This window comes from Mycobacterium sp. smrl_JER01 (genome assembly GCF_048513595.2).
In the GTDB taxonomy this organism is placed as follows: Bacteria; Actinomycetota; Actinomycetes; order Mycobacteriales; family Mycobacteriaceae; genus Mycobacterium.
Window position 1 is genome coordinate 5040972 of record NZ_JBLXXK020000001.1, and the last position, 22733, is coordinate 5063704.

The 22733-nt window shown below is 66.9% G+C and carries 22 protein-coding genes; 12 read left to right on the forward strand and 10 right to left on the reverse strand.

The features are described from left to right. Positions 1–29: 29 nt before the first annotated feature. Both ACNUDN_RS23665 and ACNUDN_RS23670 read right to left on the reverse strand, forming a co-directional pair. Positions 30–950 carry a 3-oxoacyl-ACP reductase gene (locus tag ACNUDN_RS23665; RefSeq protein WP_419124162.1) on the reverse strand — a complete coding sequence of 307 codons (921 nt, stop codon included), beginning with the start codon at positions 948–950 and terminating at the stop codon, positions 30–32. Between the two features lie 13 nt (positions 951–963). Beyond that, positions 964–1155: a ferredoxin gene (locus ACNUDN_RS23670; RefSeq protein WP_419124163.1), complete on the reverse strand. Its 192-nt coding sequence runs from the start codon at positions 1153–1155 to the stop codon at positions 964–966. Positions 1156–1326: 171 nt separating this feature from the next. Between ACNUDN_RS23670 and ACNUDN_RS23675 the strand changes: the two genes are divergently transcribed. From ACNUDN_RS23675 to ACNUDN_RS23710, 8 genes are all read left to right on the forward strand, one after another. Continuing rightward, positions 1327–2508: an acyl-CoA dehydrogenase family protein gene (locus ACNUDN_RS23675; protein WP_419124164.1), complete on the forward strand. Its 1182-nt coding sequence runs from the start codon at positions 1327–1329 to the stop codon at positions 2506–2508. 14 nt (positions 2509–2522) lie between these two features. After that, positions 2523–3632 carry an acyl-CoA dehydrogenase family protein gene (locus ACNUDN_RS23680; protein WP_419124165.1) on the forward strand — a complete coding sequence of 370 codons (1110 nt, stop codon included), beginning with the start codon at positions 2523–2525 and terminating at the stop codon, positions 3630–3632. Between the two features lie 30 nt (positions 3633–3662). Beyond that, positions 3663–5156 carry a long-chain-fatty-acid--CoA ligase FadD17 gene (gene fadD17, locus ACNUDN_RS23685; protein WP_419124166.1) on the forward strand — a complete coding sequence of 498 codons (1494 nt, stop codon included), beginning with the start codon at positions 3663–3665 and terminating at the stop codon, positions 5154–5156. After that, positions 5153–6826: a steroid-22-oyl-CoA synthetase gene (gene casI, locus ACNUDN_RS23690; RefSeq protein ID WP_419124167.1), complete on the forward strand. Its 1674-nt coding sequence runs from the start codon at positions 5153–5155 to the stop codon at positions 6824–6826. The genes fadD17 and casI overlap by 4 nt, the downstream gene beginning before the upstream one ends. Then, entirely contained in the window at positions 6810–8426 is a 1617-nt protein-coding gene (locus tag ACNUDN_RS23695) for an FAD-binding protein (RefSeq protein ID WP_419124168.1), read from the forward strand. The genes casI and ACNUDN_RS23695 overlap by 17 nt, the downstream gene beginning before the upstream one ends. After that, positions 8423–9556, forward strand: coding sequence for a 3-ketosteroid-9-alpha-monooxygenase, oxygenase component (locus ACNUDN_RS23700; RefSeq protein WP_419124169.1), 1134 nt, complete (start codon positions 8423–8425; stop codon positions 9554–9556). The genes ACNUDN_RS23695 and ACNUDN_RS23700 overlap by 4 nt, the downstream gene beginning before the upstream one ends. Positions 9557–9645: 89 nt before the next feature. Next, positions 9646–10377: an envelope biogenesis lipoprotein LpqN gene (gene lpqN, locus ACNUDN_RS23705; protein WP_419124170.1), complete on the forward strand. Its 732-nt coding sequence runs from the start codon at positions 9646–9648 to the stop codon at positions 10375–10377. 23 nt (positions 10378–10400) lie between these two features. Beyond that, the gene (locus tag ACNUDN_RS23710; RefSeq protein ID WP_419124171.1) at positions 10401–11114 is read left to right on the forward strand and encodes a helix-turn-helix domain-containing protein; all 714 of its coding nucleotides are present in this window, start codon (positions 10401–10403) and stop codon (positions 11112–11114) included. Here the strand turns inward: ACNUDN_RS23710 and ACNUDN_RS23715 are convergent. Genes ACNUDN_RS23715 through ACNUDN_RS23730 form a run of 4 tightly spaced genes read right to left on the reverse strand, consistent with a single transcriptional unit; the run spans position 11051 to position 15852 of the window. Further along, positions 11051–11446, reverse strand: coding sequence for a VOC family protein (locus ACNUDN_RS23715; protein WP_419124172.1), 396 nt, complete (start codon positions 11444–11446; stop codon positions 11051–11053). The two genes, ACNUDN_RS23710 and ACNUDN_RS23715, sit on opposite strands and share 64 nt — an antisense overlap. 10 nt (positions 11447–11456) lie before the next feature. Continuing rightward, the gene (locus ACNUDN_RS23720) at positions 11457–13046 is read right to left on the reverse strand and encodes an acetolactate synthase large subunit (protein ID WP_419124173.1); all 1590 of its coding nucleotides are present in this window, start codon (positions 13044–13046) and stop codon (positions 11457–11459) included. Between the two features lie 19 nt (positions 13047–13065). Further along, complete coding sequence (locus ACNUDN_RS23725) at positions 13066–14187, reverse strand: NAD(P)H-dependent flavin oxidoreductase (protein ID WP_419124174.1); 1122 nt, start codon at positions 14185–14187, stop codon at positions 13066–13068. A gap of 12 nt (positions 14188–14199) precedes the next feature. Continuing rightward, complete coding sequence (locus ACNUDN_RS23730) at positions 14200–15852, reverse strand: acyl-CoA synthetase (RefSeq protein WP_419124175.1); 1653 nt, start codon at positions 15850–15852, stop codon at positions 14200–14202. 68 nt (positions 15853–15920) lie between these two features. Between ACNUDN_RS23730 and ACNUDN_RS23735 the strand changes: the two genes are divergently transcribed. Together ACNUDN_RS23735 and ACNUDN_RS23740 are read left to right on the forward strand one after the other, a co-directional pair. Then, positions 15921–16721 (forward strand): crotonase/enoyl-CoA hydratase family protein, encoded by an 801-nt coding sequence (locus ACNUDN_RS23735; protein WP_419124176.1) that lies wholly within the window; start codon positions 15921–15923, stop codon positions 16719–16721. Positions 16722–16754: 33 nt separating this feature from the next. Beyond that, a complete protein-coding gene (locus ACNUDN_RS23740; protein WP_419124177.1) occupies positions 16755–17327 on the forward strand; it encodes an HD domain-containing protein in 573 nt (190 codons plus the stop codon). Positions 17328–17336: 9 nt separating this feature from the next. On the opposite strand, the gene ACNUDN_RS23745 is transcribed toward ACNUDN_RS23740, so the two are convergent. Further along, the gene (locus ACNUDN_RS23745; RefSeq protein WP_419124178.1) at positions 17337–17933 is read right to left on the reverse strand and encodes an FMN-dependent NADH-azoreductase; all 597 of its coding nucleotides are present in this window, start codon (positions 17931–17933) and stop codon (positions 17337–17339) included. Between the two features lie 83 nt (positions 17934–18016). Between ACNUDN_RS23745 and ACNUDN_RS23750 the strand changes: the two genes are divergently transcribed. Continuing rightward, entirely contained in the window at positions 18017–18502 is a 486-nt protein-coding gene (locus ACNUDN_RS23750; RefSeq protein ID WP_419124179.1) for a MarR family winged helix-turn-helix transcriptional regulator, read from the forward strand. Positions 18503–18539: 37 nt separating this feature from the next. Here ACNUDN_RS23750 and ACNUDN_RS23755 read toward each other — a convergent pair whose 3' ends face one another. The 3 genes from ACNUDN_RS23755 to ACNUDN_RS23765 all read right to left on the reverse strand — a co-directional run bounded on the left by ACNUDN_RS23755 (position 18540) and on the right by ACNUDN_RS23765 (position 21660). Next, positions 18540–19748 (reverse strand): cytochrome P450, encoded by a 1209-nt coding sequence (locus ACNUDN_RS23755; protein ID WP_419124180.1) that lies wholly within the window; start codon positions 19746–19748, stop codon positions 18540–18542. A gap of 7 nt (positions 19749–19755) precedes the next feature. Next, entirely contained in the window at positions 19756–20523 is a 768-nt protein-coding gene (locus ACNUDN_RS23760) for an acetoacetate decarboxylase family protein (protein WP_419125281.1), read from the reverse strand. Between the two features lie 105 nt (positions 20524–20628). After that, positions 20629–21660 carry an LLM class F420-dependent oxidoreductase gene (locus ACNUDN_RS23765; RefSeq protein ID WP_419124181.1) on the reverse strand — a complete coding sequence of 344 codons (1032 nt, stop codon included), beginning with the start codon at positions 21658–21660 and terminating at the stop codon, positions 20629–20631. Positions 21661–21718: 58 nt separating this feature from the next. Between ACNUDN_RS23765 and ACNUDN_RS23770 the strand changes: the two genes are divergently transcribed. After that, complete coding sequence (locus tag ACNUDN_RS23770; RefSeq protein WP_419124182.1) at positions 21719–22711, forward strand: Zn-ribbon domain-containing OB-fold protein; 993 nt, start codon at positions 21719–21721, stop codon at positions 22709–22711. Positions 22712–22733 lie beyond the last annotated feature (22 nt).

Genomic DNA, 22733 nt, shown 5'->3' on the forward strand with positions numbered 1-22733 from the left:
TTAACTGACGCCGTTGACAACCGAGACTGTCAGTCTGGGTCTCCCAGCCCCATCACGGCCGAGAAACTCCGTTCCGGATCGCGGTCAGCAAAGTAGTTCTGCAATGTGTCGGACAGCGCTGCCGGATCCCATTCGTCACCGTCGGCGCTGAACTGCCGCTCAGCCGTCGGCGCCGCGATCAGGGTTACGGTCGGACCATAGACGATGAAGAGCTGTCCGTTGACCGCTTCGGATGCCGGAGAGGCCAGGAACCGCACCAGGTTGACCACGTGGTCCGGCGACAACGGGTCCACGACACCGTCCGGCAGCTCGGGCGCGTCTCCGAACACGCCGGCCGTCATCGCGGTGCGCGCCCTGGGCGCGATCGCGTTGGCGCGCACCCCGAAGCGGCCCAGCGCGCGGGCGGCCGACAGTGTCAGCGCCGTGATGCCGGCTTTGGCGGCACCGTAGTTGGGCTGTCCCACCGGGCCGGACAGGCCCGCCTCTGACGACGTGTTGATGATCCGGCCGTAGACCTGGCCGGCTCCGCCCTCACCGCCGGCCTTGGCCTTCGCGCGCCAGTACGTGGCCGCATTCCGGGTCAGCAGGAAATGCCCGCGCAGGTGCACCGCGATGACCGCATCCCACTCCTCGTCGGTCATGTTGAACAGGATGCGGTCCCGGGTGATGCCCGCGTTGTTGACCACGATCCCCAGACCGCCCAGACCGTCGGCGGTTTCGACCAGTTCGTCGGCGGTGGAGCGCTGGCTGATGTCGCCCGCGACGGCGACACCCTTGACACCCGCCGACGCGATCTCGTCGAGGACGTCGGATTTGTCCAGCGCCGCTGCGATGTCGTTGACGACAACAGTGGCGCCCGCCTTGGCGAGTCCGATGGCTTCGGCGCGGCCGAGGCCGGCGGCGGCCCCGGTGACGACGGCGACGCGGCCGGACAGATCGGTTTCGGTCAACTTATTAATACCTCTAGTCGTGTCGGATCAGGGCTGCGCGGGGGCACTCGGCGATCGCCTGTTCGGCCACCGCCTCCTCGGCCGCGGGGACCGGGTCGGCCTTGACGACCGCATAGTCCTCGTCGTCGAGGTCGAACAGGTCCGGGGCTATTCCCACACACACCGCGTTGCCTTCGCAACGGTCGCGGTCCACTTCCACTCGCATCAGATCCTCCTATCGGTCCGGGCTGTTGGTCCGATTCTGTCGGGCACACAGTGTGACACCGCCCTGGACCCCAAGACTAGAACGTGTTACAACCGGGGAACACCCGAGGTATGCCACGGCTTCCAGGACGGCACCTCGAACCAAGGCTCGCAGACAAGTGAGGACGACGCGATGCGGATCGGCTACACCCCTGAACAGGAGGAGCTACGTCGCGAATTGCGGGCGTACTTCGCCAAGCTCATGACACCCGAGCGCGCCGAGGCGCTCGCGTCCAACGACGGCGAGATGGGCCGCGGCAACGTGTACCGCGAGACCGTGGCCCAGATGGGCAAGGACGGCTGGCTGACGCTGTCGTGGCCGACCGAGTTCGGCGGTCAGGCCCGTCCCCCGATGGACGGGCTGATCTTCAACGACGAGGCCGCGATCGCCAACGTGCCGGTGCCGTTCCTGACGATCAACAGCGTGGCGCCCACGATCATGCACTTCGGCACCGAGGAGCAGAAGAAGTTCTTCCTGCCCAAGATCGCCGCCGGCGAGCTGCATTTCTCGATCGGATACTCCGAGCCGGGCGCGGGCACCGACCTGGCGGCGCTGCGGACCAGCGCGGTCCACGACGGCGACGACTACGTGATCAACGGCCAGAAGATGTGGACCAGCCTCATCGCCTATGCCGATTACGTGTGGCTGGCCGTGCGCACCAACCCCGAAGCCAAGAAGCACCGCGGCATCTCGATGCTGATCGTGCCGACCACCGCCGAGGGATTCTCGTGGACGCCGGTGCACACGATGTCCGGTGTCGACACCAGCGCCACCTACTACCAGGACGTACGGGTACCGAAGTCGGCCCTGGTCGGCGAGGAGAACGGTGGATGGAAGCTGGTCACCAACCAGCTCAACCACGAACGGGTCGCGTTGGTTTCGGCTCAGCCGATCTACGTGGCACTCAACGGCGTCCGGGAGTGGGCGCAGAACACCAAGGACGTGCGCGGAAAACGGCTGATCGACTCCGAGTGGGTGCAGCTGAACCTGGCCAGGGTGCACGCCAAGGCCGAGGTGCTCAAGCTGATCAACTGGGAACTCGCCTCGGCGACGGACAGCGCCCCGTCGCCGGCCGACGCCTCGGCGGCCAAGGTGTACGGCACCGAGCTCGCCACCGAGGCCTACCGGCTGCTGATGGAGGTGCTCGGCACCGCCGCGACGCTGCGGACCGATTCGCCTGGCGCGCTGCTGCGCGGGCGTATCGAAAGGATGCACCGATCGTGCCTGATCCTGACCTTCGGCGGCGGCACCAATGAGATTCAACGTGACATCATCGGCATGGTCGCGCTCGGCCTGCCCCGAGTGAACCGGTAGAGGATCCCAGAGACATGGATTTCACGACGACGGAAGCCAGTGACGACCTCGGCGGCCTGGTCCGTACCATCACCGAGTCGGTGTGCACGCCCGAGCATCAGCGTGAGCTCGACGCTCTGGGGCCGGACGCCGGGGGGCGCTTCGACCGGGACCTGTGGCGCAAGCTGATCGATGCCGACATCCTGTCCACCACCTCCCCGGAGTCCTTGGGCGGCGGAGGTTTCGGCCCGCTCGAGGAAGTCGCGGTACTGGTCGCACTCGGACGCCAACTCTCGGCGGTCCCCTATCTGGAGTCGGTGGTGCTCGCGGCGGGCGCACTCGCACGATTCGGTCCCGACGGTCTACAGCAGGACTGGGCGAAACCGGCGATCACGGGCGAGAAGGTACTTGCCGTGGCACTCGACGGGGAGATGGGTGAGGGGCCGGTGCTGGCTCAGGCGTCGGGTGACGATGTCAGCTTGACCGGGACCAGAACCCAGGTCGCCTTCGGCACGAATGCCAACGCATTCCTGGTGCCGGCCGAAACCGACGCCGGCACCGCGGTTTTCCTCGTCCGCGCCGGCGACGAGGGATTGACTGTCACTGCCCTGGACACCACCGGGCACGGAAGTGTGGCCGCGCTGGCCCTGGCGGGAGTCACCGTGGGGCCGGACCGCCGGGTGGGGGGCTCCGAGGTGCTCGATTGGCTCGTCACCCGCCATGCCCTCGGCCGCAGCGCCTTTCAGCTCGGAGTGCTGGAGCGGGCACTGGAGCTCACGGCCGGCTACGCCCGCGAACGTGAGCAGTTCGACCGTCCGATCGGCAGCTTCCAGGCGGTGTCGTCACGCCTGGCCGACGGTTACATCGACGTCAAGGGGTTGCGGCTGACGGTGACCCAGGCAGCGTGGCGACTCTCCGAGGACTTGCCCGCCGACATCGATGTCGCCAGCGCGGCATTCTGGGCGGCCGAGGCCGGTCACCGGGTGGCCCACACCGCGGTGCATGTGCACGGGGGCGTCGGCATCGACACCGACCATCCCGTGCATCGGTACTTCCTGGCTGCCAAGCAGACCGAGTTCGCAGTCGGGGGCGCCACCGGCCAGTTGCTGCGAATCGGCCGCGAGCTGGCCGACACCCCGGCCTGAACTGCACGCGCGGTGGCCACTGTCTCGTCGATGCTGGCGGACCTCGCCGAGGTCGACGACCGCGGGGTGTACGCGGTCGATCCCGAGACCGGGCTGGTGTCGTTCACCAGCTGGCGCGACCACATCCGTGACGGCGCCGCGCTGGCCGCCGCGTTGCGGGCCCGCTTCGATCCGGACCTTCCGCCGCATGTCGGGGTGCTGCTGGGCAACACGCCGTTCTTCGGCACGGTACTGGTCGCGGCGGCGCTGTCGGGCATCGTGCCGGTCGGGCTGAACCCGACTCGCCGCGGCGCCGCCCTGCAACGCGATATCGACCATGCCGACTGCCAACTGGTGCTTTCCGACCGGGCCGGCGACCAGGCCGGCATCGCATCGGTGAACGTCGAATCTCGCTCGTTCACCGATGAACTGGCCGCCCATGCCGGCGCCGCCGTCGGATTCCGGCCTGCCGATCCCGACGATCTGTTCATGCTGATCTTCACCTCGGGAACCAGCGGCGACCCGAAGGCGGTGCGGTGCACCCACGAGAAGGTGGCGTTCCCGGGGCTCATGATCGCCCAGCGCTTCGAGCTCGGACCGGCGGACACCTGCTATCTGTCGATGCCGCTGTTCCACTCCAACGCGATCATGGCCGGCTGGGCTCCCGCGGTGGCCGCGGGTGCGTCGATCGCGTTGCGTCGCAAGTTCTCCGCGTCGCAGTTCTTCGACGACGTCCGCCGGTTCGGTGCGACGTACGCCAACTACGTAGGCAAGCCGTTGTCCTACATCCTGGCCACGCCCGAGCAGCCCGACGATGCCGACAATCCGCTGCGGATCGCCTACGGCAACGAAGGCGCACCGCGGGACCTGACCCGGTTCGCCGAACGCTTCGGCGTGACGGTGGTCGACGGGTTCGGCTCCAGCGAGGGCGGTGTGTCCATCGCCCGCACCCCCGACACTCCGGACGGGGCGCTGGGCCCACTGGTCGGCGGCGTGACGATCGTCGACGTCGACACCGGTGCCGAATGCCCGCCGGGAGTGGTCGGAGAACTGGTCAACGCCGACGGGCCCGGCCAGTTCCGCGGCTACTACCGGGACCCCGACGCCGAAGCCGAGCGTATGCGTGGAGGCGTTTACCACAGCGGGGACCTGGCTTACCGGGACGACCACGGTTTCGCATACTTCGCCGGGCGCCTCGGCGACTGGATGCGGGTCGACGGGGAGAACCTCGGCACCGCCCCGATCGAGCGGATCCTGATGCGATATCCCGATGTCACCGAGGCCGCCGTGTACCCGATCCCTGATCCCGCGGTCGGCGATCAGGTGATGGCCGCACTGGTACTTCCCACGGGCACTGAATTCGACCCCGAGGCTTTCAGCAGGTTCCTGTCCGAACAACACGACCTGGGACCGAAGCAGTGGCCCAGGTACGTGCGCACTGCCACGTCGCTGCCCCGCACCGAGACGTTCAAGATTCTCAAGCGTCAACTCTCCGCCGAGGCCACCGAATGCGCCGACCCCGTTCACAAGATCAGCGGGCCATGACCGATCGGCGCTCCGATGTCGCGACCATGCTGCTCGACCGAGTCGGCGATCAGCACCTGGGGTTGCGCACCCGAGAGCAGGATTGGACCTGGGACCAGGTGGTGCGCGAATCCGCGGCGCGGGCATCGTTGGGGGCCGCACTGCGCGACGGGAAGCCGGGGCGGCTGCATATCGGTGTGCTGCTGGAGAACGTCCCCGATTTTGTGTTCTGGCTCGGGGCGGCCGCTCTGGGCGGCGCCACCGTCGTCGGCCTGAACCCGACCCGCGGATCGGCGGATCTGACCGCCGACATCCGGCATGCGGACTGCTCACTGCTCGTCACCGACTCCGCGGGCGCCGACCGGCTGCGACACCTCGACCACGGGGTGCCCTCCGATCGGGTGCTGCGCGTCGACGACCCGGGCTACCAGCACCTACTCACAACCCACCGACGTGAGCCGTCCGCCACGCCCGGGGTTGACGAAACCTCGTTGCTGCTCTTGCTTTTCACCTCCGGTACGACGGGGACGTCGAAAGCGGTCAAGTGCAGTCAGGGGCGTCTGGCACGCATTGCCTACGCCGCCACCGACAAGTTCGGCCACCACCGCGGTGACGTCGACTACTGCTGCATGCCGTTGTTCCACGGCAACGCGATCATGGCGCTGTGGGCGCCGGCACTGGCCAACGGTGCGACGGTGTGCCTCACGCCGACATTCTCGGCGTCCCGGTTTCTCTGCGATGTACGGTTTTTCGGGGCGACGTTCTTCACCTACGTCGGCAAAGCCCTCGGGTACCTGATGGCGACCCCGGAGCGGGTGGACGACGCAGCCAATCCGCTGCGGCGCGGGTTCGGCACCGAGGCGTCGCCGGAGGACCAGACGGAGTTCCGTCGCCGTTTCGGGGCCGAGTTGTTCGAAGGCTACGGCTCCAGCGAGGGCGGTGCTGTCGCCACTCCTGATCCTTCCGCACCCCCGTCGGCATTGGGTCGGCCAGCCCACCCCGATGTCGTCGTCGTGCACCCCGACACGTTGCGTGTCTGTGCGACCGCAGTTCTCGACGACGGGGGCAAGGTGACCAACCCCGACGCGGCGATCGGTGAGATCGTCGACCGTCGCGGGGCCCGCGACTTCGAGGGCTATTACAACAATGACGCCGCCGACGCCGAGCGGGTCCGCAACGGCTGGTACTGGACCGGTGATCTGGGTTACCTCGACAGTGCCGGATACCTGTATTTCGCCGGGCGCCGCGGGGACTGGCTGCGCGTCGACGGCGAGAACACCTCGGCGCTGACCATCGAGCGGGTGCTGCGTCGCCACCGCGGGGTGATCGCCGCGGCCGTATACGGCGTGCCGGATCCGAGATCCGGTGACCAGGTGATGGCCGCCATCGAGGTCGCCGACCCCGAGTCTTTTGATGTGGACGCTTTCACGTCATTTCTTTCGGAGGAAGATGATCTGGGCGCCAAGGGGTTTCCGCGACTCTTGCGCATCTCGGCGAAGTTGCCGGCCACGGGTTCGAACAAGGTTCTCAAGCGTGACCTGCAGGCGCAACGCTGGCACACGGACGAGTCGGTGTACCGGTGGGCGGGTCGAGGGCGCCCGCAGTATCGACTGATGACGGCCGCCGACCGCGAGGCCCTGGACGCGGAGTTCGGTGGGTACGGAAGGAATCCCGATGTCGTCGCCGGATGAGCGCTTGCGCGAAGACCATGTACCGGATGAGCGCTTGCGCGAAGACCATGTCACCCACTGGGACGAGACGACCGATGTGCTGGTGGCAGGTTCGGGCGCCGGCGGGGTCACCGGCGCCTACACCGCGGCACGGGAAGGTCTCGCGGTGATCATGGTGGAGGCTACCGACAAATTCGGCGGCACCACCGCCTATTCCGGCGGCGGCGGGATGTGGTTCCCCTGCAACCCCGTCCTGATGCGGGCCGGAGCCGACGACACCGTCGATGACGCGTTGCAGTACTACGCCGCGGTGGTCGGGGACCGCACCCCGCGGGCCCTGCAGGAGGCCTATGTGCGCGGCGGTGCGCCGCTGATCGAGTACCTGGAATCCGATGAATTGCTCAGGTTCTCGCTGCTGCCGTGGCCTGACTACTTCGGCAGCGCACCCAAGGCCCGCGCCGACGGGATGCGTCACATCGCTGCCAAGCCGCTCAAGGTCGCTGCCGCGCCACAGCTGCGCGAACTCGTCCGTGGGCCGCTGGACGCCGACCGGCTCGGCCATCCGCAGCCCGGGGACTACTTCGTCGGCGGCCGTGCCCTGATCGCCCGATTCCTCGCCGCCACCGCCCGCTATCGGCACGCGGCGGCGCGGCTGAACACCACGCTGACCGAGTTGGTCGTCGAGGACGGCGTCGTCACCGGCGCGATCGTCGAACATCGTGGGCGGCGCACCGCGATCCGCACCCGCCGCGGGGTGCTCCTGGCCGCAGGGGGTTTCGAGCACAACGACGCCATGCGGAGCCGCTATGGTGTGCCCGGCGCATCCCGGGACTCCATGGGGCCCTGGGGCAACCGGGGACTGGCCCACCTGGCGGGCATCGCCGCGGGCGCTGATACCGATCTGATGGACCAGGCGTGGTGGTCTCCCGGGTTGACTCACCCCGACGGCACCTCGGCGTTCGCGTTGTGGTTCACCGGGGGCATCTTCGTCGATGATCTCGGCAAGCGCTTCGTCAACGAATCCGCGGCCTATGACCGTCTGGGGCGCGCCGTCCTTGCCGCGATGTCGGCGGGCACCGTCACGCTGCCGTTCTGGATGATCTACGACGACAGCGAAGGACTGGTCCCGCCGGTGAAGGCCACCAATGTGTCGATGGCCGAACCCGAGCAGTACGTGTCGGCCGGGCTGTGGCGGTCCGCCGACACGCTGGAGGAGCTGGCGGTGGCGATCGACGTTGTGCCACAGAATCTGGTGCAGACCGTGGCGCGGTACAACCAGTTCGTGCGTGACGGGGTGGACCCGGATTTCGGTCGTGGCGACGAACCGTACGATCGTGCGTTCTCCGGCGGTGCGCCCCCGTTGTACGCAATAGAGAAGGGCCCGTTTCACGCGGCCGCGTTCGGTGTCTCCGATCTGGGGACCAAGGGGGGTTTGCGCACCGATCCGGTGGCGCGGGTGCTCGATCGAGCGGACACTGTGATTCGCGGACTGTATGCGGCAGGCAACACGATGGCCGCTCCCAGCGGCACCACCTATCCCGGTGGCGGTAACCCGATCGGCACCAGCATGGTTTTCAGCCACCTGGCGGTGCTGGACATGGCGAGAGGATCGAAGTCATGAGCAATCCCGGCGGCGAGACCGTCCGCGACATCGACACCGGGCAGGCGATGACCCGGTTCGCCCGTGGTTGGCACTGTCTCGGGCTCGCGGAGTCCTTCCGCGACGGGCAGCCGCACGGCATCGACGCGTTCGGGACCATGTTGGTCGTCTTCGCCGACTCGCGGGGCGAACTCCAGGTCCTCGACGGCTACTGCCGGCACATGGGCGGCAACCTCGCTCAGGGCACGGTCAAGGGTGACGAGGTGGCCTGCCCGTTCCATGACTGGCGCTGGCGCGGGGATGGCAGATGCACCCTGGTGCCGTACGCCAAACGCACCCCACGGCTGGCCCGCACCCGCGCCTGGCACACCACCGAGGTGAACGGTCAGTTGCTGGTCTGGCACGACCCCGAGGGTTCCGCACCGGCGACGGAGCTCATCCCCCCGACCATCGAGGGCTATGACGCGGGCCGCTGGTCGCCGTGGCAGTGGAGTTCAATCCTGATCGAGGGCGCGCATTGCCGCGAGATCGTCGACAACAACGTCGACATGGCGCATTTCTTCTACATCCACCACGCCTACCCGACCTACTTCAAGAACGTCATCGAGGGTCACACCGCCAGCCAGTTCATGGAATCCAAGCCGAGGCCGGATTTCACCGCGAACCCCGAGAAGCTCTGGGAAGGAACATATCTGCGCTCCGAGGCGACGTACTTCGGCCCGGCGTACATGATCAATTGGCTGCACAACGATCTGGCCCCCGGCTTCACCGTGGAAGTGGCGTTGATCAACTGCCACTACCCCGTCACCCACAACTCGTTCATGTTGCAGTGGGGCGTGGCGGTTCAGGAGATGCCGAGCCTGCCCGCCGACAAGGCGGCCAAGCTGGCAGCGGCGATGAACAAGTCCTTCGGCGAAGGCTTCCTCGAAGACGTCGAGATCTGGAAGAACAAGTCCCCGATCGAGAACCCGCTGCTGACGGAGGAGGACGGGCCGGTGTACCAGCACCGCCGCTGGTATCAGCAGTTCTACGTCGACCGCGCCGATGTGGCACCGGACATGACCGACCGCTATGAGCAGGAGGTCGACACCACTCATGCCTACGATCTGTGGCAGCAAGAGGTCGCGGCGAACCTGGCGGCCAGGAAATGACCGCCGGGTAGCTCTACTCACCGAGCCGAACCTCGATCTTGATCTACGCTTCGCTGAACAACGACACTCGCACCGTCAGGAGTTCAGCCATGCAGCTCACGGCAGTCACCCACGCCGTCGCGATCGCCGCGGCGGTGGCCGTCATCGCGACGGGATGCACGCAGTCGACCAGCGGTAGCGGCGAGACCGCTTCCGCGGAATCCGTCACCGCGTCCGCCGAGGCGACCACGTCGGCGCAGGCCGGGGCACCGGAGACCAGTCGGGTCGCTCCGCGCCAGGCGGCCCCCGAGGGGCCCGCACGCACCATCGCCGATTACATCGCCGAGAACGGCATTCAGGAGACCCAGGTCAAACGAGGTGACCCGGGTGCACCGATCATCGACCTGCCGACCCCCGAGGGGTGGCAGGACGCCGGCGCCGACACCCCCGAATGGGCCTACGGCGCCATCATCTACACCGGGCCGGAAGCCGCCGAGTACTCGCCGAGCGTCGTGGCGCTGGTGTCCAAGCTGGTCGGTGACGTCGACCCGCAGGCAGTGCTCGACGCCGCAGCCGGTGAAGCGACAAACCTGCCCGGCTGGACCCCGATGAGCGACGGCAAGGTCACCACACTCGGAGACTTCCCGGCTTATCAGCTCGGCGGGACCTGGGTCCAGGACGGCGTGACCAAGGTCGCTGCGCAGAAGACAGTGGTCATCCCCGGCAGCGACGGATCCTGGTATGTGCTGCAGCTCAACGCCGACGGCCTGGAAGAGCAGATCGACATCCTGGGTCCGGCCACCATCGCCATCGACGACGAGACGGTCATCACGCCGCAGTAGCCGTCGGGGGTACGGTCGGGGTGGTGAGCTACCGCGAGCTGCCGGCCCCGGGGTCGCTGCGCGACCTCGCAGAATGTGTGTGGGTCACTGACGCGGCAGACTCCGGCCGCATTCTTCCGGACGGATGCATGGACCTCATCGCGATGAATGGCACGGTGGTGATCGCAGGACCGGACACCGTCGCGTACCTCAGCGAGCCAACCTGGGGGGCGGCCACGGGTATCCGGTTCCGCCCGGGCGCGCTGCCGCGGCTGCTCGGCGTCCCAGCCAGCCATTTCCACGGGGCCCGCATCGCACTGGATGCCGTGCGGCCCGAGACGGCGGGCCGGTCGCTGATGGCGGCGACGAAAACGATGTTGGGCGGGGAAGCCGGCACCGAGGCCGCGCCGTGGCCGGTGAGTCAACTCGCCCACGTCACGTCGCGTTTCGCCGCCGGCGCTTCGGTGCGCTCGGTCGCCGATGAGATCGGTTGTTCGGCAAGGAGTTTGCAGCGCCAGTGTGGGGCCGTCTACGGGTATGGCCCCGCCACGTTGCGTCGGATACTGCGGTTCCGGCGGGCAGTTGACCTGTTGCGTGCGGGCCGGCCGGTCGCCGACACCGCGCATGCGGTCGGCTACGCAGACCAGGCACACCTGTCACGACAGGTGAGCGCGCTTGCCGGGATCACCGCCAGTCAGCTGGCCAGCGGCGCGAACAGGTCGACCGAGGTCCCGTCCGGGTCGAGCACGGTCGCATAGCGCTGCCGCCACGGAGCGTCGAACGGCTCCAGCGCACCCTTGTGGCCGGCGTCCGTCAGCCGCGCGAACACCGCATCGACGTCGGACGGCGAACCGAGGCCGAAGGCGAGCACCACGCGTCCCGCCGTGGCGGGCGGGGTCCATCCCGGATGCATCCCGGCGATGGTGTCCTCGGTGTCGAACAGCAGCCGGTTGCCGCCGGGCAGTTCGACTTCGACGTGTGGGGCGTCGGTCTGCGGGATCTCGAGACCGAGGAGGCGGTAGAAGTCCAACGAGCGTGTCAGGTCGGCGGCAACGATTTCGATGGCGGCGGAGGTGGGGCGGATGTTCATACCGCCGACGTTACGGTCCGTCGCCCGGCGCGGTCTTGAACGAATCGGACACGAGTGAGGGCACCACGGCCTCGATCAGATGCGGTCCGGGTTCGGCGAACGCATCGATCAGTGCGGCCGCCAGATCCTGGGCGGTCGTGACGCGTCGGGCCGGGACACCCATACCTTCCGCGATTTTCACGAAATCAATTGCCGGACATCCGAGATCGAGCAGTTGCTGAGCACGGGGGCCCGGCGTTGCCGCATGTGCCGCGCCGACGCGCTCAAGTTCGATGCGAAGGATGTCGTAGGCTCCGTTGCCGAAGATCACGGTCGTGACGTCGAGCTTCTCTCGGGCCTGGGTCCACAGCGCCGAGATCGTGTACATCGCCGAGCCGTCGGCCTGCAGCGACAGCACCGGGCGTCCGGGCGCGGCGATCGCGGCGCCGACCGCCGCCGGAATGCCGTAGCCGATCGCACCCCCGGTCAGTGTCAGCACGTCGTGAGCCGGGGCGCCCGCGGAGGCGGCGGCCACGCCGACCCCGGCGGTGTTGGATTCGTCGACGAGCACGGCACCCTCGGGTACCAGCGCACCGATCACCGCAGCGGCCGAGAACGCGGTGAGGGCCCCGGAGGGAAGGTCCGGCCGCAGCAGCGGCGCCCCCGACGCCATTGTTCCGGGCGCAAGTTCGTCGGCCAGGTGCTCCAGCGCCGCCGCGGCACCGGAACATGTTGCCAGAGTCTGTACATCACAGCCTGTGGGCACCAGATCGCTGGGCCGCCCCGGGTAGGCGAAGAACGACACCGGCGATGACGCACCTGCCAGGATGAGGTGTTCAGCTCCGGCAAGCTGAGCTTCGGCGGCTTCGGCGAAGTACGCCAGGCGTTCGACCGAGGGCACTCCCGCACCCCGCTGCAGCCGCGCCGGGAACGTCTCACACAGCACTTTCGCCCCGGTTCGTTCGGCAATCCGGACCGCGGCCGCCAGCCCGGCACCGCGGGTCGCGTCACCACCGATCAGCAATACCGTCGGCGATCCGGAGTTCAGGATGTCCGCCGCGATGCGCACCGCGTCGTCGTCGACGCTCACCGTGGGTTGCCGGACCGGGAACGGGTCGAGAAACTCACCTTCGCTCCACGACACGTCGGCGGGAAGGATCATCGTCGCCACCACACCGCTGCGGCTCGCGGTCACCGCATCGACGGCGTCGACCGCGACATCTGCGGTGTCCAGGGTGCGGCGCACCCACCCCGACACGCTGTGCGCGAGGGCGTCGATATCGGATTCCAGTGGGGCGTCGTACTTCTTGTGGTACGTCGCGTGATCACCGACGACCACGACCATCGGCACGTGGGCCCGGCGCGCGTTGTGCAGATTCGCCAGACCGTTTCCCAGCCCGGGGCCCAGGTGCAGCAGCACCGCCGCCGGCCTGCCGGCCATCCGTGCGTACCCGTCGGCCGCGCCGGTCGCCACACCCTCGAACAGGGCCAGCACACCCCGCATCTGCGGCACCGCATCCAGAGCCGCCACGAAGTGCATCTCCGATGTACCCGGGTTGGCGAAACATACGTCGACGCCGTGACCGACGAGCGTGGTCAGCAGGGATTGGGCACCGTTCACACTGCTGTTATACGCCCGCTCAGCCGCCGCGGATAGCGTCCAATCGCTTCGAGGCTTCGTCGAACCCGCTGACCAACTCGGCGATGATCTCGGCGACGGGACGGATCTCGTTCATCCGGCCGACGATCTGTCCGACCGGCATCGCGACCGCGGTCGGATCGCTGGACTCGCTCATCCGCTGGTGGGCCTCGCTGACGAGGATGTTCTGCAGCGGCATCGGGAGCGGCTCGGGAGCGCCGTCGGCATCCCAGGCGTCGGTCCAGCGGCTCTTGAGCAGGCGGGCCGGCTTTCCGGTGTAGATCCGCCGCCGCACGGTGTCTGCGGAGGTGGCGTTGAGCATGGCTTCCTGGATCACCGAGCGGCCGGACTCCAGCTTGACACCGAGGTCGTATTCGGCCGAGGTCAGGAACGCCGATCCCATCCAAACTCCTTGGGCGCCAAGGGCCAGCGCCGCGGCAACCTGACGTCCGGTGCCGATCCCCCCGGCAGCCAACACCGGCGCCCGGCCATCCAGCGCGTCGACGATCTCGGGCCACAGCACCATCGATCCGATCTCACCGGTATGACCACCGGCCTCGTGCCCCTGGGCGACGACGATGTCCACGCCGTTCTCCACGTGCCGCAGCGCGTGTTTGGGTGAACCAGCCAACGCGGCAACCGGAACACCGGCCTCGTGGACCTGGTCGATGACGTCCTTGGGCGGCGAGCCGAGCGCGTTGGCGATCAGCTTGATCGGGTGTTTGAGCGCTACCTCGACGTGGCTGCGCGCGACCGAATGCAACCATCCCAGAACGCCTTCCGAGCGCTCCTCATCCTCGGCCAACGGGGGCACACCGAGGTCGGCGAGTGTCTTGTCGACGAACTCACGATGCTCGGCCGGAATCAGCTTGTTGATGTCCACGGAGGTGCCCTCGGTCGGGACCTTGGCGGGCATCACGATGTCCACGCCGTACGGCTTGCCGTCGGTGTTGGCGTCCATCCACTGCAGGACGTTCTCCAGGTCGTCGGCGTCGTTGAAGCGCACACATCCCAGCACGCCGAGGCCGCCGGCCTTGGTGACCGCGGCGGCCACCTTCTCCGACGGGGTGAAGACGAAGATCGGATACTCGATGCCGAAGCGATCGCAGAGGTCGGTTCTCATGGTCATCCCTGTCTAGGAGCTTGTCGCCGCGTGCTTTTCGTGGACTTCGTCGGCGGGACGCTCTTCGGTGACGTCCTTGGCCCACCGGTAGTCGGGTTTGCCCGCCGGTGACCGTTTCACCTCGTCGACGAGCCAGAGGCTGCGTGGCACCTTGTATCCCGCGATCTCGCGGCGCACGAACGCATCGAGGTCGGCCAGTGTGGGCCGGGTGCCTTCGCGCGGATGAACCACGGCCGCGACGTGCTGGCCGAACCGGGGGTCGGGCACGCCGACCACCAGCGCGTCGAACACATCGGGGTGGCCCTTGAGCGCGGCTTCGACCTCTTCGGGATAGATCTTCTCGCCGCCGCTGTTGATCGAGACCGACCCGCGGCCCAGCATGGTCACGGTGCCGTCGGCCTCGACCTCGGCGTAATCACCGGGAATGGCGTACCGCACGCCGTTGATCGTCTTGAACGTCTCGGCGGTCTTCTTCTCGTCCTTGAAGTAGCCGACCGGAATGTGGCCTCGCTTGGCGATGATGCCGCGCTTGCCCGAGCCCGGCTCGACCTCGTTGCCGTCTTCGTCGAGCACGACGGTGTTCTTGTCGATCGTCACCCGCGGCCCACCGGTGTGCGACTCCCCTTTGGCCACGATGCTGGTTCCGCCGAAGCCGGTCTCCGAGGAACCGATGGAGTCGGTGATGATGCGGTTGGGCAGTAGCTCGAGGAACTTCTCCTTGATGCTGGTGGAGAACAGCGCCGCGGTGCTGGCGAGCAGGAACAGTGAGCTCAGGTCGTATTCGTTGCCTGCGTCCTGGTGCGCGAGCAGCGCGTCCAGCAGTGGGCGCGCCATTGCGTCGCCGGTGAAGAACAGCAGGTTCACCTTGTGTTCGTGAATGGTGCGCCACACCGAATCGGCGTCGAATTCCGGCACCAGCACCGTGGTTTGGCCCGAGAACAACGCCATCCAGGTGGCCGACTGCGTCGCACCGTGGATCATCGGCGGGATCGGGTAGCGGACCATCGGTCCGCTCTCGGCCGCCTGCTTGGCCAGACCGTACTCATCGGCGATCGGCTCACCGGTGGCGAAGTCGGTGCCGCCGAAGAGAACTCGGTAGATGTCCTCGTGGCGCCACATCACCCCCTTGGGGAAACCGGTGGTGCCGCCGGTGTAGAGCAGGTAGATGTCGTCCTCGCTGCGCGGGCCGAAGTCACGCTCCGGGGAGCCCTGCGCCAGCGCGGCGTAGAACTCCACGCCGCCGTACCGCTGGTAGTCCTCGTCGGTTCCGTCCTCCACGACCAGGATGGTTGTGACGTTCGGCGTTTCGGGCAGCACGTTGGCGACCCGGTCGGCGTAGCGGCGCTCGTGCACGAGCGCGACCATGTCGGAGTTGTCGAAGAGGTATTTCAACTCGCCCTCGACATAGCGGAAGTTGACGTTGACCAGGATGGCGCCGGCCTTGACGATGCCGAGCATCGCGATGACGATCTCGATGCGATTCCGGCAGTACAAACCGACCTTGTCGTCCTTCTGGACGCCCTGGTCGATGAGGTAGTGCGCCAGCCGGTTGGATTTCTCCTCCAGCTCGGCGTAGGTCAGCTTCTCGTCGCCCGAGATGAGGGCGACACGGTCAGGCACGGCGTCGATGGCGTGCTCGGCGAGATCGGCGATGTTGAGGGCCACGGCTCTAAACTAGAACGTGTTACATTTCGAGACAAGTCTGTGGCAACGAAGCTGGAAGGCGGACCCCCGTGAGCGAACCTGAGAAGCAGCCCGACTGTCTCGTTGAGCAGCGCGGACACACCCTGATCGTCACGATGAACCGGCCGCAGGCGCGCAACGCGCTCTCGGGTGAGATGCTCTCGATCATGGTCGACGCGTGGAACCGCGTCGACGAGGATCCCGAGATCCGGACCTGCATCCTGACCGGCGCGGGCGGCTACTTCTGCGCGGGCATGGACCTCAAAGCGGCGTCGAAGAAGCCACCGGGTGACTCGTTCGCCGACGGCAGCTACGACCCGTCCAAGATCGAGGGACTCTTGAAGGGCCGTCGCCTGACCAAACCGCTGATCGCCGCGGTCGAAGGGCCCGCCATCGCGGGCGGCACCGAGATCCTGCAGGGCACCGACATCCGCATCGCCGGTGAGAGCGCGAAATTCGGTATCTCCGAGGCGAAGTGGAGCCTGTATCCGATGGGCGGTTCCGCGGTGCGCCTGGTGCGACAGATCCCCTACACGATCGCGTGCGACCTGCTGCTGACCGGACGCCACATCACCGCGGCCGAGGCCAAGCAGTACGGATTGATCGGCTATGTGGTTCCGGACGGAACCGCCCTGGACAAGGCACTCGAGATCGCCGAGGTGATCAACAGCAATGGACCACTCGCGGTCCAGGCGATTCTCAAGACCATCCGCGAGACGGAGGGCATGCACGAAGAGGAGGCGTTCAAGCCCGATACCGCCAACGGGATTCCCGTGTTCCTGTCCGAGGACGCCAAGGAAGGCCCGCGAGCGTTCAAGGAAAAGCGCGCTCCGAACTTCCAGATGAAGTAGGTCGTTCACCACGCTGCGGTAGCCTCCGCGGGCGTGTCCGGTGCCCTCACTCACGCTGCCCGCGCATTGGCCGCCGAGCTGATGGCCGATCAACCCACCAGGTTCAAGCACCTCGCCGCGGTCGCTGCGCGGTCCGACGCGCTTTCGGCCGTGGTTGCCGACACCGACGTCGACGCACTGGTGGCGGCCGGCTGGTTGCACGATATCGGCTATTGCCCCGACTTGGCCGTAACCGGCTTTCACCCGCTGGACGGTGCTCTGTATCTGCGCGACGAGGGTTGGCCGCAGGCAGTCTGTGCGCTCGTCGCGCATCACTCGGGAAGCCGATTCGTCGCACCGATCTTGGGACTGCTCGACGCGCTCAGCGAGTTCGAATTCGCAGAGACGCCCTCGTCAGACGCGTTGACGACTGCGGACAACACCGCTACCCAGCAAGGCACATTCGTCACGCTCGCGCAGCGCCTTACCGAGAAGAAGGCCCGTCACGCCCCGGACTCCCCCGGGATGCTGGCGAACCCGGCGCGCGACGACTACATCATCGCCGCGGCCGGACGGGTGCGACATCGTCTGCTCGCACTGGGCGGCAGTGACCCCTATCTACACTGAGGCCCCCACTCAGGCGGCGGATTCGCCGGCATCCCACAGCCGGTCGATCTCGGCCTGGCCGGCGGCCAGGCTCTGCGCGGCCAGCGGTTTCAGCTCGGCCATCGCCGGGTTGGCCTCGGCCATCGTGAGCTCGACGACGATGAAGCGTGGGCGCAGGCCGGTCAACGAGACCCCGTGGGTCAGCCAGGTCTGCGCGTGGTCCCAGCCTTCGCGCGGGGTCCCTGGTCCGTAGCCGCCTCCGCGGGTCTCGATCGCCAGCAGTTCGGTGTCCCCCAACAAGCCCGCTCCGGTCGCCGCGTCGAACGACAATCCGGCAGCGACGATGTGATCGACCCACGCCTTGATCGTGCTCGGTGGCCCGAAGTTGTAGAGCGGAAGGCCGAGTACGACGGTGTCGGCGGCCTGGACCTCGGCGATCAGGACGGCGCTGAGTTCTGCCGAGGATCGCGGATCCAGGTGGGGCAGCGGGTCGGCGGCCAGGTCGCGGTAGGTGACGGTGCCGTCCGGATGGGCAGCGCGCCACCGGGTGACCGCGCGCGCGGTGAGACTCCGACTGACGGACTGCTCGCCCTGGATCGACGAATCGATGTGCAGCAGGTGTGGCATCAGCTATCCCTTACATATCGTTTATGGTGTACAAACTATCTATACACCATCGACCCTGAAACCATTCCCGTACCCTTACGCAGATGAGTGCGGGTGCGCAGTCGGAGCTGTTACTCGGACCGTTGTTGGATCTGGTGCTGCGCCGGCTGCGCGGAGCGGCCGAGATAGAGATCGCCAAGGTCGGGCTGCGGACGCGGCACATCATCGCCCTGACGTTGCTGCGCGACTTCGGTGAGCAGAGCCAGGCAGGTCTCGCGGAATCCCTGGGCATCGACCCCACGAACGTCGTCGCGCTGCTCAACGACCTGGAGTCCGCCGGCCTGGTCGAGCGTCGGCGTTCGCCTCAGGACCGGCGCAGGCACACCGTGGTGGTGACCGGACCCGGTGTCGATCGGTTGGCACAGGCCGAGACGGCGCTCGCCGCCTTGGAGCACCGGATGTTCGCCGCCCTGGAACCCGACGAACTGTCAGCTTTGCACGCACTTCTGCAGCGAGCAGCCACCGTGACCGCGGGAGGGCCCGAATTTCCGGTGGTGCCGAGTTGCGCCGCCGACGGCACGGACGCCTGAGGCCGTCAGAACCGGCCGGGCAGAACGCCCGCGCGAGCTACCCGAAAACCGGCTTCGACGGGGTGAACACCACCGGCATCGACTCCAACCCGCTGACGAAGTTCGCCGGCCGCAGCGGGAGCGCCGTGTCGTCGGCGAGCCGCAGGTCAGGGAGGCGTTGCAGCACCTTGGTCAGCATCAGCCTCAGTTCGAGGCGGGCCAGCTGATTGCCCAGGCAGAAGTGCGTGCCGAAGCCGAAGGCGACATGGCTGTTCGGATTGCGGTCGATCCTGAAATTTTCGGGGTCACCGAACACGGCTTCATCGAAGTTGGCCGATTCGAACATCAACATCATCTTTTCGCCGGATTTCAAGGCAGTGCCGTGGAATTCGGTGTCCGAGGTGAGGGTGCGGCACATGTTCTTCACCGGTGAGGTCCAGCGCAACATCTCCTCGATGGCGCCGGGCAGCAGCTGCGCATCCGCTACCAGCCGTTGCCACTGATCTTGGTGTCGCAGCAGCTGTTCGGTGCCGCCGGACAGGGTGTGCCGCGTCGTCTCGTCCCCGCCGATCAGGATCAGCAGTGTTTCGAACACGATTTCGTCGTCAGACATCCGCTGTCCCTCGACCTCGGCATTGACCAGGATCGAGAACAGATCGTCGCGGGGAGCGGCCCGCCGGTCGGCGATCACCTCCATCGTGAAGGCGGTGTACGCGGCGAACGTCTCCATCAGTTTCTGGATGACCGCCTCATCGACGGTCGACGACAGTCCGCACACCAAGTCGTCTGACCACGTCAACAGCTTGTCGCGTTCCTCGGGCAGAACGCCGAGCATGTCGCCGATCACCGCCATCGGCAGCGGGGCGGCGATGTCGCGGACGAAGTCGCACTCACCGCGTTCACAGACGGCGTCGATCAGTGTGTCGCAGAGCTTTTCGATCGAGGGAACTTTGTCCATCACCCGCTTGCGGGTAAAGCCGGAGTTGACCAGCTTGCGCCGCAGTACGTGCGCGGGGTCGTCCATGTCGATCATGTAGGGCATGCCCGGCTGATCCGGCCGGATACCCCCGGTGTTGGAGAACAACTCGGGATTGCGCTCGGCATCGAGCACCGCCTGATAAGTGGTGGCGGCGGCGAGTCCGTTCCGGTCGCGGAAGACAGGCTGATTGGCGCGCATCCATCGGTAGGCCTCCCGCGCAGCCATGCCGTCGGCGTAGAAGTTGCCGTCGGCCAGGTCGACGTCCAGCCCGGAAAGTGTCGAGGTCATGAGGCTCCTAGGTGATGATCGTGGAGTCGGCGAAGGTCATGTCGACGTTGGCCGCCGAACTCGACACGAGCGCGCGCTTTGGCAAGCCCAGGGCGGAAAGCTCTGTGGCGTAGGGATGTTCGCCGAGCCGGAGCCGAACTCCGCCGGGCCGATAACGCACACCGGAGAGCACCATCTCCCCCGCCGTCTCGCGGGTCACGCCGTCGAGATGCGAATACGTCGAATGCACCTGCCTGCGTCCGCTGACCAATGCGGAAATCGGCAGGCCGGGCGCAAACTCCATACTGACGACCAGTTGACCGTCGATGCTGACGTCGAAGCCGAACTGGCGGCTGGTGCGAACTCCAGCACCCTCGTTCGCTCCGCGAACTCCAGCACCCTTGTTCGCTCCGCGAACGGTGGCCCCATTGTTCGCTCCGCGAACGGTGAAATCAGCCAACACCTTCGGATACCCCCAGATGGTCCGGCCGGCCTCCAGGGTGAACGTCTGATCCACCGGCAGGTGGTGGACGAAGGCGCCGGCGGACTGCAGTGCCCGCAGACCGCTCGCCCGCGACCCGGGCGGGTTCACCATGACATTGGTGCCGTACTCGTAATACTGGCCCAGATCGGTGTCCTCGTAGCGCATCAGCATCAGGACCACCAGCGCCCGCCGGTCACCTCGACCGAAGCGGCACACTCGCAGGCCGCTGTAGTCGATCATGCGCTGAGCGGCGTCGGCGTCCACCACGAACATCGCGGTGTGCTGATGGGCGGTGCGCACCCGCACCGGCATGGTCAGGACGGTTCCTTGGATGGTGTGTCGAGACGTAACGTCGGTCACACCGTCAATCTAGAGCGTGCACTAGACACTCGGCAAGAAAGTGTATTGTCGTGCCGTTCAGACCAGCGCGGCCAGATCGCGGATCTGCTCGGGCGAGCGGGCGCCGACGACCATCATCGTCACTCCGGACGCTTCCCACGCCTTGATCTGCTCCTGCACGTAGCCCAGGTCTCCGACGATGGCGGAATCGTCGACCAACTCGTCCGGGATGACCTTGGCCGCCTCGTCCTTACGGTCACTGCGGAAGAGTCTGGTGACGTCGTCGACCACCTCGGCGTAGCCCATCCGGCGGTACACGTCGGCGTGGAAGTTGGTGTCTTCGGCGCCCATCCCGCCCATGTAGAGCGCCAGGTGCGGCTTCATCAACTCCATGATCGCCGGACGGTCGTCGGTGACGACGACCTGCGCGGTCGCACAGATCTCGAACGTCTCACGGGTACGTCGGGCACCGGGCCGCGCGAAACCTTCGTCGAGCCATTCGTTGTACATGCCCGCGATGCGGGGCGAGTAGAAGATCGGCAGCCAGCCGTCACAGATCTCGGCGGCCAACGCGACGTTCTTGGGCCCCTCGGCGCCCAGCATCACCGGAATGTCAGCACGCAGCGGATGGGTGATCGGTTTGAGGTTCTTGCCCAGGCCGGTGGTTCCCTCCCCGGTCAACGGCAGCGGGTAGTGCGGGCCGTCGCTGCGCACCGGAGCCTCCCGCGCCCAGACCTGGCGCAGAATGTCGACGTATTCGCGGGTGCGAGCCAGGGGTTTGGGGAACTTCGCGCCATACCAGCCCTCGACGACCTGCGGTCCCGAGACACCCAGTCCCAGGATGTGGCGACCGCCGGAGAGATGGTCGAGGGTCAGAGCAGCCATCGCGCACGCTGTCGGCGTGCGTGCCGAAAGCTGGATGACCGACGTGCCGAGCCGCATCCGCGTCGTCTCACGTCCCCACCACGCCAGCGGTGTGTAGGCGTCCGACCCCCACGCCTCTGCGGTGAAGACGGTGTCGAAGCCGACCTCTTCGGCTGTCGCGACCAGTTCCGCGTGGTTGTCGGGCGGCTGTGCGCCCCAGTACCCGAGCTGCAAACCCAACTTCATCCGGTCGCCTCCAGACCCGTCCTTGAAACCATTCTTAGAACCTGTTCTACTCGATGCCGTGACCACCAGCCAAAGCAGCCCGGTGCAGATCGATCCGCATGAGCCGCCGCTTTCCGCTCCGCTGAAGCTCGCATTCGACTACACCCGTTCGGTAGGACCGCTTCTCGGTCAGTTCTTCACTGCCCTGCGCGAGCGGCGCATCGTCGGAGTCCGCGGTTCGGACGGCAAGGTGCTTGTCCCGCCCGCCGAATACGACCCCGTCACCTGGCAGCAATTGACCGAGATCGTACCGGTGGCCAGCGTAGGCACGGTCGTTTCGTGGACGTGGCAGCCCGAGCCGTTGGAGGGCCAGCCGCTGGACCGGCCGTTCGCCTGGGCGTTGATCACGCTCGACGGCGCCGACACCCCGCTGCTGCACGCGGTCGACGCGGGGTCTGCCGATGCGATCAGCACCGGTGCACGCGTGAGAGCACATTGGGTCGAGGAGCCGGTCGGTTCGATCACCGACATCGCCTACTTCGTCCCCGGTGATCAGCCCGAGGACGTCCCACCCGCGCCGGAGGGCCTGGACCCGGTGACGATGATCGTGGTGCCGACCTCGATCGAGATCCAGCACACCGCGTCGCTTCCGGAGAGCACCTTTCTGCGGGCACTGGAACAGGGCAAGCTGCTCGGCGCCCGTACCGGCGACGACGGCAAGGTCTACTTTCCGCCGAAGGAAGCCAACCCGGCCACCGGTCTGGAGCTCGACAACTATGTCGAACTGCCCGACAAGGGGACGGTGACGACGTTCGCGATCATCAATATCCCGTTCGCCGGGCAGCGCATCAAACCCCCCTACGTCGCGGCCTACGTCCTGCTCGACGGCGCCGACATTCCCTTCCTGCACCTGGTCACCGAGATCGATCCGGCCGAGGTGCGGATGGGAATGCGGGTTCAGGCGGTGTGGAAACCCAAGGAGGAGTGGGGTCTTGGCATCGACAACATCGACTACTTCCGGCCGACAGGCGAACCCGACGCCGACTACGACACCTATAAGCATCACCTCTGAGGAATAGATCAATGACTTTCCA

What these genes read in the sequence shown, in the direction of transcription:
- ACNUDN_RS23670 (WP_419124163.1), bottom strand. Translation starts at nt 1,155, where the DNA reads ATGCGAGTGGAAGTGGACCGCGACCGTTGCGAAGGCAACGCGGTGTGT.
- ACNUDN_RS23675 (WP_419124164.1), top strand. Translation starts at nt 1,327, where the DNA reads ATGCGGATCGGCTACACCCCTGAACAGGAGGAGCTACGTCGCGAATTG.
- ACNUDN_RS23680 (WP_419124165.1), top strand. Translation starts at nt 2,523, where the DNA reads ATGGATTTCACGACGACGGAAGCCAGTGACGACCTCGGCGGCCTGGTC.
- fadD17 (WP_419124166.1), top strand. Translation starts at nt 3,663, where the DNA reads ATGCTGGCGGACCTCGCCGAGGTCGACGACCGCGGGGTGTACGCGGTC.
- casI (WP_419124167.1), top strand. Translation starts at nt 5,153, where the DNA reads ATGACCGATCGGCGCTCCGATGTCGCGACCATGCTGCTCGACCGAGTC.
- ACNUDN_RS23695 (WP_419124168.1), top strand. Translation starts at nt 6,810, where the DNA reads ATGTCGTCGCCGGATGAGCGCTTGCGCGAAGACCATGTACCGGATGAG.
- ACNUDN_RS23700 (WP_419124169.1), top strand. Translation starts at nt 8,423, where the DNA reads ATGAGCAATCCCGGCGGCGAGACCGTCCGCGACATCGACACCGGGCAG.
- lpqN (WP_419124170.1), top strand. Translation starts at nt 9,646, where the DNA reads ATGCAGCTCACGGCAGTCACCCACGCCGTCGCGATCGCCGCGGCGGTG.
- ACNUDN_RS23715 (WP_419124172.1), bottom strand. Translation starts at nt 11,446, where the DNA reads ATGAACATCCGCCCCACCTCCGCCGCCATCGAAATCGTTGCCGCCGAC.
- ACNUDN_RS23725 (WP_419124174.1), bottom strand. Translation starts at nt 14,187, where the DNA reads ATGAGAACCGACCTCTGCGATCGCTTCGGCATCGAGTATCCGATCTTC.
- ACNUDN_RS23745 (WP_419124178.1), bottom strand. Translation starts at nt 17,933, where the DNA reads ATGCCACACCTGCTGCACATCGATTCGTCGATCCAGGGCGAGCAGTCC.
- ACNUDN_RS23750 (WP_419124179.1), top strand. Translation starts at nt 18,017, where the DNA reads ATGAGTGCGGGTGCGCAGTCGGAGCTGTTACTCGGACCGTTGTTGGAT.
- ACNUDN_RS23755 (WP_419124180.1), bottom strand. Translation starts at nt 19,748, where the DNA reads ATGACCTCGACACTTTCCGGGCTGGACGTCGACCTGGCCGACGGCAAC.
- ACNUDN_RS23760 (WP_419125281.1), bottom strand. Translation starts at nt 20,523, where the DNA reads ATGCCGGTGCGGGTGCGCACCGCCCATCAGCACACCGCGATGTTCGTG.
- ACNUDN_RS23765 (WP_419124181.1), bottom strand. Translation starts at nt 21,660, where the DNA reads ATGAAGTTGGGTTTGCAGCTCGGGTACTGGGGCGCACAGCCGCCCGAC.